This is a genomic window from Paraburkholderia sp. RAU6.4a (assembly GCF_050435625.1).
Taxonomy (GTDB): domain Bacteria; phylum Pseudomonadota; class Gammaproteobacteria; order Burkholderiales; family Burkholderiaceae; genus Paraburkholderia; species Paraburkholderia tuberum.
The window spans coordinates 3,904,365-3,918,570 of record NZ_JBNDKQ010000002.1 but is presented as its reverse complement, the minus strand read 5'-3'; the positions used below and the strand labels follow the sequence as shown (position 1 = coordinate 3,918,570).

12 protein-coding genes are annotated in these 14,206 nt (G+C 66.2%); 3 read left to right on the top strand and 9 right to left on the bottom strand.

What is annotated here, in order from left to right; genetic code table 11:
* Nucleotides 1–90 precede the first annotated feature (90 nt).
* On the top strand, nucleotides 91–552 hold the full coding sequence (locus OKW40_RS22940) for a hypothetical protein (protein WP_090803970.1): 462 nt from the start codon (nucleotides 91–93) through the stop codon (nucleotides 550–552).
* A gap of 428 nt (nucleotides 553–980) precedes the next feature.
* Complete coding sequence (locus OKW40_RS22935; protein ID WP_090803969.1) at nucleotides 981–2,132, top strand: branched-chain amino acid ABC transporter substrate-binding protein; 1,152 nt, start codon at nucleotides 981–983, stop codon at nucleotides 2,130–2,132.
* Between the two features lie 69 nt (nucleotides 2,133–2,201).
* On the opposite strand, the gene OKW40_RS22930 is transcribed toward OKW40_RS22935, so the two are convergent.
* On the bottom strand, nucleotides 2,202–4,130 hold the full coding sequence (locus tag OKW40_RS22930) for a DUF3857 domain-containing transglutaminase family protein (RefSeq protein ID WP_429492031.1): 1,929 nt from the start codon (nucleotides 4,128–4,130) through the stop codon (nucleotides 2,202–2,204).
* 187 nt (nucleotides 4,131–4,317) lie between these two features.
* Nucleotides 4,318–4,980: a hypothetical protein gene (locus OKW40_RS22925; RefSeq protein WP_187612009.1), complete on the bottom strand. Its 663-nt coding sequence runs from the start codon at nucleotides 4,978–4,980 to the stop codon at nucleotides 4,318–4,320.
* A gap of 341 nt (nucleotides 4,981–5,321) precedes the next feature.
* Here OKW40_RS22925 and OKW40_RS22920 point away from each other — a divergent pair, with 341 nt between their 5' ends.
* Complete coding sequence (locus OKW40_RS22920) at nucleotides 5,322–5,456, top strand: hypothetical protein (RefSeq protein ID WP_260321281.1); 135 nt, start codon at nucleotides 5,322–5,324, stop codon at nucleotides 5,454–5,456.
* A gap of 278 nt (nucleotides 5,457–5,734) precedes the next feature.
* On the opposite strand, the gene hutG is transcribed toward OKW40_RS22920, so the two are convergent.
* The 7 genes from hutG to hutH all read right to left on the bottom strand — a co-directional run bounded on the left by hutG (nucleotide 5,735) and on the right by hutH (nucleotide 13,964).
* On the bottom strand, nucleotides 5,735–6,547 hold the full coding sequence (gene hutG, locus OKW40_RS22915; protein WP_184062086.1) for an N-formylglutamate deformylase: 813 nt from the start codon (nucleotides 6,545–6,547) through the stop codon (nucleotides 5,735–5,737).
* 51 nt (nucleotides 6,548–6,598) lie between these two features.
* Nucleotides 6,599–7,984, bottom strand: a complete 1,386-nt coding sequence (locus OKW40_RS22910; protein WP_429491643.1) for a formimidoylglutamate deiminase — start codon at nucleotides 7,982–7,984, stop codon at nucleotides 6,599–6,601.
* A 15-nt stretch (nucleotides 7,985–7,999) separates the two neighbouring features.
* Entirely contained in the window at nucleotides 8,000–9,229 is a 1,230-nt protein-coding gene (gene hutI, locus OKW40_RS22905; protein WP_429491641.1) for an imidazolonepropionase, read from the bottom strand.
* A gap of 84 nt (nucleotides 9,230–9,313) precedes the next feature.
* Nucleotides 9,314–9,964 carry a HutD/Ves family protein gene (locus tag OKW40_RS22900; RefSeq protein ID WP_429491639.1) on the bottom strand — a complete coding sequence of 217 codons (651 nt, stop codon included), beginning with the start codon at nucleotides 9,962–9,964 and terminating at the stop codon, nucleotides 9,314–9,316.
* Between the two features lie 8 nt (nucleotides 9,965–9,972).
* Nucleotides 9,973–11,661, bottom strand: coding sequence for a urocanate hydratase (gene hutU, locus OKW40_RS22895; RefSeq protein ID WP_429491637.1), 1,689 nt, complete (start codon nucleotides 11,659–11,661; stop codon nucleotides 9,973–9,975).
* 61 nt (nucleotides 11,662–11,722) lie between these two features.
* The gene (gene hutC, locus OKW40_RS22890; RefSeq protein ID WP_090803957.1) at nucleotides 11,723–12,418 is read right to left on the bottom strand and encodes a histidine utilization repressor; all 696 of its coding nucleotides are present in this window, start codon (nucleotides 12,416–12,418) and stop codon (nucleotides 11,723–11,725) included.
* A 25-nt stretch (nucleotides 12,419–12,443) separates the two neighbouring features.
* Nucleotides 12,444–13,964 (bottom strand): histidine ammonia-lyase, encoded by a 1,521-nt coding sequence (gene hutH / locus OKW40_RS22885; protein ID WP_429491635.1) that lies wholly within the window; start codon nucleotides 13,962–13,964, stop codon nucleotides 12,444–12,446.
* Between the last annotated feature and the right edge of the window lie 242 nt (nucleotides 13,965–14,206).

Below are 14,206 nucleotides of genomic sequence, written 5' to 3'. Positions count from 1 at the left end.
CCGTCCTATAATGCGTGCCGCGTGGACCAGGGCTTGCGCCCTCGCGCCACGGCATTTTCAGCATCCGGCATTCAGCAGACGAGGCATTCGATGGACGGTCATATCCGCAGCGAGCGGGAAGAATTTTTTGAGCAGTTGTGCATCAGCGTCGACGCGGACGAAGCGCACGAACAGGAAGCGATCGAGTTCTTCGAGAACCAGTTCGACCAGCCCGACTTCGATCCCGCGCAATGGCTCGATATCGCGCTCTACTACTCGGCCGCCGTCGCGCGCGGCATCGTCGACATGGTGACGGCCGACGACAAGGCACGCAGCAACATCGCCGAAATCATCGCCGACAATCTCGACATCTCGTACGGCGAGGACGACTGCCAGCAGTTCGCCGAGACGATCGAATTCGCGCTGAACAACGGCGTGCCGGTCGATCTCGACGTGGTGCTCGACGGCTGCCAGCGCGCAATCGACGATCTCGACACGTGGGCCGACGAAGACACGAAGGCGCCGCTTTTGCGTCTGCGTGAAGAGCTGCTGCGCCAGCAAGGCGAGCGCTAGGCAAAAGGCTCGAATCTCCTCCGACAACGCAACATCGCAACACCGCAACACCGGCCGGCGCGCTCGCGCCGGCTTCTTAAGCATATGCCGTAATCCGCAGCCCAGGCGGACCTTCGCACGGCAAGCCAGCTTGCATGCCTCACGCACGCTCCATGTGCACCACATGCACCTGTTGCCGCCTATGCCGAAATGCTCATCCAAAACGCCACGAATTGCCAAGACGACGGCAATTTGGCTTTCTATATTCGCCCCAGATTGACGTCGCGAACACGCTGCGAGGCTCAACGCCAGTGCGCGTATTCCAGCATTGTGAGCGGCGAGCGATCCTTCGTAGTCTTGCGATGCGCGAGGGCTTGCCTCGGCCTCACGTGTCGTACCGCTTCGCTGTCGTACCGCTTTCATAACAACCGTCGATGCAAGGAGAGACCATGAGTCTTCGCAACACGCTGAAACCGCTGGCCATGCTCGTGGGTGCGATGTTTGCCGTCGCGCCTGTTGCCAGTTTCGCCGACGACCTGCCGGTCAAGATCGGTTTTGCCGCGCCGCTGACGGGCGCCAATGCCGGCTACGGCAAGGATCTGGAAAACGGTGTGCGGCTCGCGATCGACGAAGCCAACGCGCAGAAGATCAAGATCGGCGACAAGGTCGCGCATTTCGAGATCGTCTCGCAGGACGACCAGGCCGACCCGCGCGTCGGCGTGCAGGCCGCGCAGAAGCTGGTCGACTCGGGCGTCGCGGTGGTCGTCGGCCACTTCAACTCGGGCACGACGATCCCGGCCTCGCAGGTCTACGAGCAGGCTGGCATTCCGGTGCTCGATCCCGCCGCGACGAATCCGATCATCACGGGCCGCGGCTTCGCGAACACCTTCATGGTGATTTCGACCGACGCGCAGAACGCCGGCAATGCGGGCGCCTATGCCGTCGACGTGACGAAGGCCAGGCGCATCGCGATCATCGACGATCGCACCGCGTTCGGCCAGGGCGAAGCCGACGAGTTCGAGAAGGCCGTGAAGGCGCACGGCGGCAACATCGTCGCGCGCGACTACACCGACAACCACGCGGTCGACTTCAGCACGCAGATCACCAAGTTCAAGGGCGCCAATGCCGACCTCGTGTTCTTCGCCGGCCTCGACAGCCAGGCGGCGGGCTTCGCGCGGCGCATGAAGCAGCTCGGCCTGAACGCACAGCTGGTCGGCGGCGGCGGCGTCATGGACGAGGACTTCATCAAGCTCGCGGGCGATGCGTCCGACGGTGCGATGGCCTGGGAATACGGCCGCCCGCTCGCGCAACTGCCGGGTGGCAAGGACTTCAACGCGAAGTTCAAGAAGCGCTTCGGCGCGGACGTGCTGTCCTATGCGCCGTTCGGCTACGACGGCGCGTGGGTCGCGATCAAGGCGATGCAGCAGGCCAAATCCGACTCGCCGAACGTGTACCGTCCGGCGCTCAAGTCGATCGACTACGACGGCGTGACCGGCAAGATCTCGTTCGACAGCACCGGCGCGTTGAAGAGCGGCGCGTCGACGCTGTATCAGGTGAAGAACGGCGCGTGGGTGCCGGTCGTGACGAAGAGCGGCACCTAAGCTCCACGTCCAGTAGATCGTCGCGGCCCTGCCCGGCGCGTGGCCGGCGCGTGGCCGGCGCGGGGCGCGCTACTGCCACGCGCTCGCCGCCCGGACGACCACCTCGCCATCGAGATCGCGCTCGATGCGCACGAGGTCGTCGCGAATCGCCGCGAATTCGTTTGGCGTACACATCTGATGGCCGAACGCGGCGCGCAGATGCCGGTTGACCTGCAACGTGCGCGTCGCCGGATCGAAGACGTAGTGCGACGCAAACGTGAGCAACGGGTCCTCGACCGTGCTGTCGGTGGGCAGGTCCGTCACGCGCACGAAGCGCGGCAAGCTCATTTCCAGCGTTTCATCGAACTCCCCGCCGATGCACGCCCACGGCTGCGTTCTGACGGGCTCCGCGAGCCACGCCTCGACCTGCGAGCCCATGCCGCCGGCGAGGCTCGTCAGCGCCCGCACAGCAGTCGTGCCGTCCGGCCAGATCAGATGCGGCACGCTGCCCTGCATCGACGTCGCGAACGGACCGCCGGTCACGGCGACGTCGTCGGTCTGCAATTGCGCGGAGCCGTGCAAGCCCGCTTGCAGCAGACGCCTGGCGGCAAGCTGCTGCGCGCCCTGGCGCGTCGCGCGGCGGAACGTGTTGCGTTCGAGCTCCGCGGTATAGCCCCGATCCTCGACGCGGTACGCATAATGTGCGGTGCCGTTTTCGTCGATGTCGATCTGCACGCGCGCCTTGCGTTCGCGCCGTTGAGTGGCCGGCGTGCGCGCGAGCACGCCGTCGTCGACGAGCAGCACCGGCCGGTCCATGACGCCGCCGGGCAGATAGCCGAACGCGGTGCCGCCCGCCGTCGTGTCCGCGAATTGCGCCAGTTCGGGAATCCAGATGATCGCGTGATTGATCGCGCTCGCGCCGTAGCCGGGGACCTCGGGCAACGTGTAGTACGGACCGAGATTGAGCAGCACCGGCTCGCTGCGAATGCCGGCGGCCGCGAGCAGCGCGCCGTATAGCGCGACGTGGTCCTTGCAGTCGCCATAGCGGTTGCGCAGGATGTCGGCCGCCTTGTGCGGAATCGCCGCCGTCTCGCCGAGAAAAAGCGCGACGTAGCGGATGTTCAGACGCATCCAGTCGTACAGCGCGCGGGCTTTGTCGCGCGGATCGGTAAGGCCGGCCGTCAGTTGCTGTGCGAGACCGATGATCGCGGGATCGTCGCGGGTCGCGTCGTTGTCGGCGGGACCTCGATAGCGCGCGGCGAAGCTCGCGAAGTCTGGCACCGTCGACACCATCAGCCGGTCGCCCCAGTTCGCGTAGCCGACCGCGCCCGCTTCGAGCCGCGCATAGGGGCCGTGCCGGTAGTCGAACTCGTAGCGCGTGCGGCCGTTCGCGGTGACGGGCGGCATCGCGACGTAGCCGCGCGCATCCGCATAGAGCGGCACGTCGGCGGGAAGATCGAAGATCAGACGCTGCTCGTCGACGGGCTGGAGCGACGGCTCGACCAGATAGGCGAAGGTGCCCGCTTGCAGCGGCTTCGCGCGGGTCTTGCGAAATGCCAGTTGCACGCGCGAGCCGATCGTGACGCCGGGGAAGATCACGGTGCGCAACACACCGTCCTCGAAGCTCGGCGCGCCGGACGAGCGCGGCTCCTGCACGTCGCGGATCGCCTCGGGACCTACCGCATGCGCGGTGCCGTCGGGGTCGATCGTTTCGGCGGCCAACTGTTGCACCTGCTCGATGTCCTTGTTGAACCACACGTAGCGTTGCGCGATCTCGTCGACGCCGCTGGCCGTGTCCGCGCGCATCAGCGTGTCGTCGTGTTCCTCGACGGAACCGTCTTTCTGGATCACGAACAAATGGACGTCGCGCTCGATCGTCGCAGGGGCACGTTCGTTGGTGGAGGTGACGATTTCGCCGGCTGCCGCGCAAAGCGGCAAGGCGATGCCGCTCGCGGCGGATAGCGCGGCAAGCAACGCCGCGGCGCGCACGCCGCGCACGCGGCATGCGCGCCCGATCATCGCGATCGACGCGTGCGCCAACGTGACGACGACGTTCCCCAAGATCCACCTCGGCCAGGTTCGTGTCGTCGTTGTAGCACATCGCCGACCCGTGCGTTTCGGGCCGGGGTCGGCGTTGGCGCGTCGAGCTCGAGCGGCATTGAAGTCACCGGCGCACCCGCGACGCAGCGGCCGGCGTCGATCGTCTTCACTCGCCGTCGTCGAGCTGGCTCAGCAGCGCCTGCAGTTTTTCCACGTGCCGCAGCAGCATGTGCCGGTGCTTGTCGATCTGTTCAAGCCGGCCCTCCAGGTCGGCTTGAATGCGGTCGTCGAGTTCGGCCGCGGCCATTACGTCCTCGACCTTCGCGCGCATCGATGCGAGCTCCACCGGCGCGTGCAGCAGATGCCGCTCGAAGCGCCGCACTTCCTGCGTCGCGAGATCGCGCACCTTGCGAAAATGCGCATGACGGCGGTGCGCTTCGACATCGAGCGTTTCTTCCTCGAGGCGTCGCGCGGGCGGCGGCTGCCCAAAAATCGGCTCGGGCCGCAACACCGTCTTCTTGCGCACCGGATGCGCGGTGCCCCGAAAGCGCGCGAGCGGCTGCTCGTTGTCGATCGCCTCTCGCGCATTCGGCGGGATCTCGTGACCGGTGTGCGGCACGTTCATCCAGCCGCCCGGCAAACCGGTGACGGCCTCGACGCCGCGCACGAATTCCTCGCTGAATTCGCGTTGCCCGGACAGCATCAGCTTCAGGTAGCTCGCGGAAAACGTCATCATGCGCGCGAGCCGGCTCGCGGCGCCGACCTCGCTGGTCAGCAACACCAGGTTCGCGCGCCAGACTGGCAGCAGCAATTCGTCGGAATCTTCCATCGCTGGGTCTTCCATCTTTTCGCCTGATGAATCGATGACCGCGTCGCGCATGTCATCGTTTTGAAAGGGTCGTCGTCTCGCGGTGTCGCGTGCAATGCCGCTATGCCGCTTTGCGTGCGGTGGGCCCAGATGCCGAAGGTACACATTTGACACGGTACGCACCGGCCAATTCAGCGCAAAGCGCGTCAAAACAGGGCTGACGACACATCGCGTGTTGCATTGACACACGTATTCGCGCGCCGGTCCTATCCGCGGCCGCTTGATGTGGCATGCTTACACGCCGATGCGGCACGCGTCGTGCTGCATGGCTTGCTCCACAACACTGACTTAAGGGTTTTGTAATGAAGAAAATCGTTCTCGCCGTCGCCGCAGCCGTCGCCACCCTGAGCACGATCGTCCCCGCTCAGGCCAATGAGCATCAGCACGAGTGCCATAAGGTGCGCGTGCATCATCATTGGGAAAAGCGCTGCCACTAATGGCGGTGAAACCGTGTCCGATGGACGCGGTGCACATCAAAAAGCCCCGCTTTCGCGGGGCTTTTTTTCATGGCGCGCCGCGTCGTGAAACAGCCGGCGCACGATACGCTGTGCGCGCTCGACGCTCAAACCATTCCATATGAACGCGCCGGCACGCAATCACGGACACATGCTGTTACACCTTCGCGATACGCTGACCGATGCGGGCCGACGCGGACCGCGATGCCGCGCGTTCTTGCAGCAATCGTGATCCGCGTGGTGAGAAAGGAATACAAGCTTCAGGCGGATTTCACGCGAGCGAGCGCCGTCGTTACCAGCGCTTCGAGCAGCGGCGCGACCTTCGCGGCGAGGTCTTCATCGTATGCATAAGGCAGGCGCTCTTCCATGTAGGTGATCTGCGACAGCTCGAGTTGCACCGCATGCACGCCCTGCTCGGGCTGCCCGTATTGCCGCGTGATATAGCCGCCCTTGAAGCGGCCATTCGCGATCGCCGTATAGCCGCCGTGGCGCCCGACCAGCGCGGCCAGCTCGTCAGCCAGGCCTGGCGCGGCGCTCGCACCGTTCGACGTGCCGAAGTTGAAATCCGGCAGACGTCCGTCGAAAAACCGCGGCACGCGCGAGCGGATCGAATGCGCTTCCCACAGCAGCACCTTGCCGTGCTTCGCCTTCAGCGCCGCGAGCTCGCCGGTCAGCGCGTCGTGATACGGCTTCCAGTAAGCGTCGCGACGGCGCGCGATTTCGGCGTCGTCGGGCAGATGGCCGTCGCGATAGAGCGGCTCCTTGTCGAACGTATCGACCGGCAGCAGACCCGTAGTGTCCTGCCCCGGGTACAGGTTCGCGCCGTCGGGCGGACGATTCAGGTCGACCACGTAGCGCGCGTAGGTCGGCGTCAGGATCGACGCGCCGAGGCGCTTCGCGAATGCGTACAGGCGATCGAGATGCCAGTCGCAATCGTCGGTGCGTTGCGCGACCGGTGTCATCGTCACGGCGATGTCGGCGGGGATTTGCGTGCCCAGATGCGGGATCGAGATCAGCAGCGGCAGGCTTCCCTGATGCAGCGAGAAAACCGGCGTGAGGTTCGAAGCAGTCATGTCAGTCCGGAATCGGTGGGATCGGAGAATCAGTTCGGCGGGTCATGGCCGTTATTTGAGCAGTTCCGCGAGCGCCGCGCGATAGCGCGCATAGGCACCCTCTTCGTCGCGATGCCGGCGATCGTCGACAACCCTGACGCCGCCCGCGTAGACGTCGCGGATCGGCGTGTCGCCGTGCTCGCAGAATACGACGCCTGACAGCCACGCCTCGCGCTCATGCCCGGCGATGCTCGTATGGTCGGCGTCGAGCACGAGCCAGTCCGCGCGATGGCCCGGCTGCAACGCGCCGACCGCGCGGCCGGTCGCACGCGCGCCACCGTCGAGCGCGGCCGCGTACAGACGATCCGCGACATGCGGAGCTTGCGCCGACGCCAGCACGTTGCGCTGCCGGCGCGTCAGACGCTGGCCGTATTCGAGCAGACGCAACTCGGCGCGCCAATCGACGCCGACATGGCTATCCGAGCCGACGCCGATGCGGCCGTGCGCGTCGAGATAGTCTTGCGCGGGAAAAATGCCGTCGCCGAGATTGGCCTCGGTGGTCAGACACAAACCCGCGACCGCGCCGCTCTTCGCGAGCGCGAGCGTTTCGTTCGCATCGACGTGGGTCGCGTGCACGAGACACCAGCGGCTGTCCACATCGAAACGATCGAGCAGCCATTGCACCGGCCGCGTGCCTTCGGTTTCGAGGCACGCGTCGACCTCGGCGGTCTGTTCGGCGATATGGATGTGGACAGGCACGGTTGCGTCGATGCCGCCGAGCAACCTGCGCAGCGACGCCTCCGATACCGCGCGCAGCGAATGCGGCGCCACACCGTAACGCAGCGCCGCATGTTCGGGGCGCGCGGCGCGTAGCGTGCCGAGCAGATCGAGCAGGCTCTCAGGCGTATTGATGAAGCGCCGCTGATCGTCGCGCGGCGCGCGCGCGCCGAAGCCGCTGTACTGATACAGCACCGGCAGCATCGTGATGCCGATACCGCTCGCCGATGCGGCGTCCACCACGCGTTGCGCAAGCTCGGCCTGATTCGCGTAGCGCTGGCCGTCCTGCGCGTGGTGCACGTAGTGGAACTCGCACACCGACGTATAGCCCGCCTTCAGCATCTCGATGTAGAGCCACTGCGCGACGCTCGCGAGGCCTTCCGGCGTGATGCGCGCGGCAAAGCGATACATCAGGTCGCGCCACGACCAGAAGTTATCCGTCGCATTGGCGCGAAATTCGGTGAGCCCCGCCATCGCGCGCTGAAACGCGTGCGAGTGAAGATTCGGCATGCCTGGCATCAGCGGGCCCGCCGCCTTCGGCACACCCGCCGGCACCTCGGGTTGATCCGTCGTGACCGCGCTCAGCGTGCCGTGAGCGTCCCATTCGAGCAGCACGTTGCGGCGCCAGCCCTCAGGCAGATACGCGTCAGCGGCGAACAGCGATTGATTGGATTGCGTCATCTCTCAGGTTCTAGTTCAGGTTACACGCGACTCGCGCCGCGTATAGACGGTTTCGCCCGCGCGCACGACGCGCGCGCAGAGCGGCCGGCCAATCCAGTAAGCGAGCTCCGCCAGCGAATCGACCGACCACACCGCGAAGTCGGCCGCGCGACCGACCTGCAGCGCACCGTGCCGATCGCTCTTGCCGAGCGCGCGCGCAGCGTGCGTGGTGACGCCTTGCAGCACCTCGGGCACGGTCATGCGAAACAGCGTGCTCGCCATGTTCATCATCAGCAGTAACGAAGTCGCCGGTGAGGTGCCCGGGTTGCTGTCGGTCGAGATCGCGATCGGCACCTCGTAGCGCCGCAGCAGTTCGAGCGGCGGCAACTGGGTCTCGCGGATGAAGTAGTACGCGCCCGGCAGCAGCACCGCGACGGTGCCCGCGTCCTTCATCGCGGCGACGCCGGCTTCGTCGAGAAACTCCAGGTGATCCGCCGATAGCGCGCGATGCCGTGCCGCGAGCGCGGTGCCGCCGCCGTTCGACAACTGCTCGGCGTGCATCTTGACCGGCAGCTGGTAGCGCGCGGCCGCGTTGAACACGCGCTCGCTCTGTTCCAGCGAAAAACCGATCCGCTCGCAGAACACGTCGACCGCATCGACGAGGCCTTCGTCCGCGAGCGTGGGCAGCATCGTGTTGCAGACTTTGTCGATATACGCGTCCGCACGGCCCGCGAATTCGGGCGGCAGCGCGTGCGCGCCGAGAAACGTCGTGTAGACCGTGACCGGATAGCGCTCGCCGAGTTGCCGCGCGACGCGCAGCATCTTGCGCTCGCTCGCGAGATCGAGGCCGTAGCCCGATTTGATTTCGATCGCCGTCACGCCTTCGGCGAGCAGCGGTTCGAGCCGCGCGGCCGCTTGCGTGAACAGCGACGCTTCGTCCGCGGCGCGCGTCGCGCGCACCGTCGACACGATGCCGCCGCCCTGTCGTGCGATTGCTTCGTAGCTGACGCCCGCGAGCCGCTGCGCGAATTCGTCGGCGCGCTGGCCGCCGTACACGAGGTGCGTATGGCAATCGATCAGGCCCGGCGTCACCCATGCGCCGCGCAGATCTTCGCGCGGCCATGCGGCATAGGGCGTGGGTAAATCGGCGAAAGCGCCGAGCCACGCGATACGGCCGCCGTCGACCGCAAGCGCGGCATCGGCGAGCGTGTGGCGAGGATCGCCCTGCGGGCACAAATTCAGGTGATGCCAGACGGTTTGCTTCATCGCGTGCTCTTTGCCGCTCGTTGCGTGTCTGTGGATGGGTTGTCCGCGATGGAGCGCATGTGAGGCCCTATCACGGTTGATTCGTCATCGCGTGTAGCGGATCGTGATCGCGAGCACCGCGCCGTCGCCCGTCAGCGTGCAAGTGAGCGCGTTCGGCCCGTCGACGCGCAGCGTGTCGCCGGTGTCGAGCCGCACGGCTTGCGCGTGGTCCGCCGCCAGTCCGACCGTGACCGCGCCGCCCGCGCAAAACAGCAGCGCCACGTCGCCGTCGAGCACGCGCGGCGCATCCTGCCGCGTGCCAGTGCGCCACACGTCCAACTCGCCCTGCGCCACGTCGCGCCGCACCATCAGGTTGAAGTCGCGCGTGGCCCCGTCGACGAGCCGCGCGTCGATGCGCGTCGCGCCATCGAAGCGCGCGATGTCGAGCGGCTGCCGCAACACATGCGTCGAGGCGACGCCCGCGTCGCCCAGCTCATCGAGCAGCATGCCCGCGCCAGCCAGCAACACCAGCGTCCGGTCGACGCCGTCGAAGCGCGAGAACGGTCCAGCCTGCGCAACGTCGGCGACGCTCACGCGCCACACGAAGTCGGCGCTCACCGCACCCTGCCCGCCGCCTGGCGACGGAAACGCCGCGACCTCACGCGTGAGCCCGCCGCCGTTTTTCCACGGCGTCGCCACGAGGTCGGCGCCGCGAATCAGCGTGACGCCTGCCATGCCGCCCGCGTGGTTGGCCATGGTCACGATCAGCGGCCCAGCATCGGCAGATTGAGACCGGCCTCGCGCGCCGTCTGCTGCGCGAGTTCGTAGCCCGCATCCGCGTGACGCATCACGCCGGTGGCCGGATCGTTCAACAGCACGCGGCCGAGGCGCTGGTGCGCGCCTTGCGTGCCGTCCGCGACGATCACGACGCCCGCATGCTGCGAGAAGCCCATGCCGACGCCGCCGCCGTGATGCAACGACACCCACGACGCACCGCCCGCCGTGTTCAGCAGCGCGTTCAGCAACGGCCAGTCGCTGACCGCGTCCGAGCCGTCCTTCATCGATTCGGTTTCGCGGTTCGGGCTCGCGACCGAACCGGTATCGAGGTGATCGCGGCCGATCACGATCGGCGCCTTCAGCTCGCCGTTCCTGACCATTTCGTTGAACGCCTGGCCGAGACGATAGCGATCCTTCACGCCGACCCAGCAGATCCGCGCCGGCAGACCCTGGAACGCGATGCGCTCGCGCGCCATGTCGAGCCAGTTGTGCAGATGCGGATCGTCGGGGATCAGTTCCTTCACCTTCGCATCGGTCTTGTAGATGTCCTCGGGATCGCCCGACAGCGCGACCCAGCGGAACGGGCCCTTGCCTTCGCAGAACAGCGGCCGGATATACGCCGGCACGAAGCCCGGGAAATCGAACGCGTTTTCCACGCCCATTTCGAGCGCCATCTGGCGAATGTTGTTGCCGTAGTCGAGCGTTGCCGCGCCGCGTTCCTGCAGCGTCAGCATCGCCTGCACCTGGCTGGCCATCGACTGCTTGGCCGGCGTGACGATGCTTTCCGGCGCGGTCTTCATGCGCTCGCGCCAGTCTCCGAGCGTCCAGCCCTGTGGCAGGTAGCCGTGAATCGGATCGTGCGCGCTCGTCTGGTCGGTCACGCAGTCCGGCGTGATGCCGCGCGCGACGCACTCGGCGAACACGTCGGCGGCATTGCCGAGCAGGCCAACCGAGATCGGCTTGCCGGCGCGCTTCGCTTCGTCGAGCATCGCGAGCGCCTCGTCGAGCGTCTTCGCCTTCTTGTCGACGTAGCGCGTCTTCAGACGGAAGTCGATGCGCGTCTCGTCGCATTCGACCGCGATCATCGAGAAGCCCGCCATCGTCGCGGCGAGCGGCTGCGCGCCGCCCATGCCGCCGAGACCGCCGGTCAGAATCCAGCGGCCCTTCGGGTCACCGTTGAAGTGCTGGTTCGCGACCGCGAAGAAGGTCTCGTAGGTGCCCTGGACGATGCCCTGGCTGCCGATGTAGATCCAGCTGCCCGCGGTCATCTGGCCGTACATCATCAGGCCCTTGCGGTCGAGTTCGTGAAAGTGTTCCCACGTCGCCCAGTGCGGCACGAGGTTCGAGTTCGCGAGCAGCACGCGCGGCGCGTCCGCATGGGTGCGGAACACGCCGACCGGCTTGCCCGACTGAATCAGCAGCGTTTCGTCTTCGTTCAGGTCCTTCAGCGACGCGAGGATCTGATCGAAGCACTCCCAGTTGCGCGCGGCGCGGCCAATGCCGCCGTACACGACGAGCGCATGCGGGTGCTCGGCGACTTCGGGGTCCAGATTATTCTGGATCATCCGGTACGCGGCTTCCGCGATCCAGGTCTTGCAGGTCTTTTCCGCGCCGTGCGGTGCGCGGATCGTGCGAGTCGGATCGAGACGCGGATCGACGTGTTTCGGATTGTTCATGGTGTCCCTAATCATGCGTGAAGAGGTTCGATAAAGATTCGGCGAAGACGAAAAAGCGAATTCAGAAATGCCCGGTGAAGCGGTAACGGGTGCCCGGATGCCACAGATTCGCGATCGAGGCGACCTCGCCTTGCGACCACGTGCGCCGGTGCAGCACCAGACACGGCTCGCGTTCACTCATGTTCAACAGCTCGCGCGTGATCTCGTCGGCGGCGAGCGCCTCGATGCGGTACTCGACGCGCTGCAGCGGCGCGACGCGCACGAGGTACTGGTTGGGCGTGGTGTTCGTGAAGTCCTGCAGCGCGTATTCGGGTGCGACGGCCGGGTTGACCCAGCGTTCCTCGAGCTGCACCGGCTCCTCGTTTTCGAAATGCAGCAGGCGCGAATGAAACACGGGGCTGCCCGCGCTCACCTGCATCTCTTCGGCGAGCGCCGCATCGGCGATGCTGGCGCCGATGTTCAGCACCCTCGCCTGATAGCGATGACCGCGCGCAACGATTTCATCGGAGATGCTGCGGATCGCCACCAGGGTCGACTCGTACTTGGGACGGGCGACGAAAGTGCCCGAGCCTTGTACACGTGTCAGCACCTGCTCCGAGGTCAACTCGCGCAACGCGCGGTTGACCGTCATGCGTGCGACGCTGAACTCGCGCGCAAGCTCGTTTTCGGAGGGCACCTGGTCGCCTTCGGCCCACTCGCCGGCATGAATGCGCGCGAGGATGAAGTCCTTGATGCCCTGATAAGCGGGTGCGTTCATGGGTGTGATCCGCGCTCTCGACGACTCATTGTTCCGACGCGAACGAGAACGGGCTCAGCTTCGCGACCGCGCCGGCCTGCACGAGCTTCGTGACCGCCGCGATATCCGGCGCGAAGTAGTGATCGAGCTCGTAGTGCGCGACGTCCTTGCGCACGAGGTCCATCACCTTCTGCAGGCTCGGGCTGGTCTTGTGCGGCGCGCGCAGATCGACACCCTGGGCGGCAGCGAGCAGTTCGATCGACAGGATGTTCGCGGTGTTGTCGGCGATATCGCCGAGCTTGCGCGCGGCGAACGTCGCCATCGACACGTGGTCTTCCTGGTTCGCGGACGTAGGCAGCGAATCGACCGAAGCCGGATGCGCGAGCGTCTTGTTTTCCGAGGCGAGCGCGGCGGCCGTCACGTGCGCGATCATGAAGCCGGAGTTCACGCCGCCATCCTTGACGAGGAACGGCGGCAGGCCCGACAGCGTCGCGTCGATCAGCAGCGCGATGCGGCGTTCGGCGAGCGCGCCGATTTCCGCCACGGCGAGCGCCAGGTTGTCGGCCGCGAACGCGACCGGCTCGGCGTGGAAGTTACCGCCGGACAGCACTTCGCCGGTGTCCGGGAAAATCAGCGGATTGTCGGAGACCGCGTTCGCTTCCATCAGCAGCGTTTCGGCGGCATTGCGCATCTGGTCCAGACACGCGCCCATCACCTGCGGCTGGCAGCGCAGGCTGTACGGGTCCTGCACCTTGTCGCAATCGGCGTGCGACACGTTGATCGCCGAACCTTGCAGCAGCGAGCGATAAGCCGCGGCCGCGTCGATCTGGCCTCGATGGCCGCGCAGTTCGTGGATGCGCGCGTCGAACGGCTTGACCGAGCCCATCGCCGCATCCACCGACAGCGCGCCGGCCACGAGCGCCGTGCGGTACAGGTCTTCGATCGCGAACATGTTGTACAGCGCGAGCGCGGTCGAAGCCTGGGTGCCGTTCAGCAGCGCGAGACCCTCCTTCGCCTGCAGCGTCAGCGGCTTCAGACCGACGAGCGCGAGGCCTTCGGTGGCCGGCATGCGCTCGCCCTTCGCGAACACTTCGCCGACGCCGAGCAGGGCCGCCGACATATGCGCGAGCGGCGCGAGGTCGCCCGATGCGCCGACCGAGCCCTTGACCGGGATCACCGGCAGCACGTCGGCGTTGAACAGCGCGATCAGCGCCTCCATCACTTCGCGGCGGATGCCCGAGTGGCCTCGGCCGAGGCTCGACAGCTTCAGCGCGATCAACAGACGCACGACCGGGCGCGACATCGGCTCGCCGACGCCGACCGCGTGCGACAGCACCAGGTTGCGTTGCAGCAGTTCGAGCTGATCGCGCGGAATGTGCGTGCTGGCGAGGCGGCCGAAGCCGGTATTGATGCCATAAGCCGGCTCGCCCCTGGCGGTGATGTCGGCGACGGCCTGCGCGCACGCGTCGATGGCGGCATGGCTCGCGGGATCGAGTTGCAGGGTGACCTGCTCACGCGCGATCTGGCGCAGTTGCGGGAGGCTCAGGTAGCCGGGCTTCAGAATCATGGTTGTCGTCCTGTCTATACAAGTTCAAATAAGTCTAGCCGGCGGGCCTTGTATATACAACTTGTTTTTCGAGATTTCGTGCCTGGGGATTTCCATTATTTGGCACGTGGCTCGGCGGAAGCACGGCGGGTTCGGCGGCAGGTCGTAGGCGGCGGGTCCTGGACGCATGGGTCGGCGTGACCGCCGTGATTTAGCCCACAGTTGTATATACACCTTCGCGGCGCGGGTCGCCATCTGGCCAA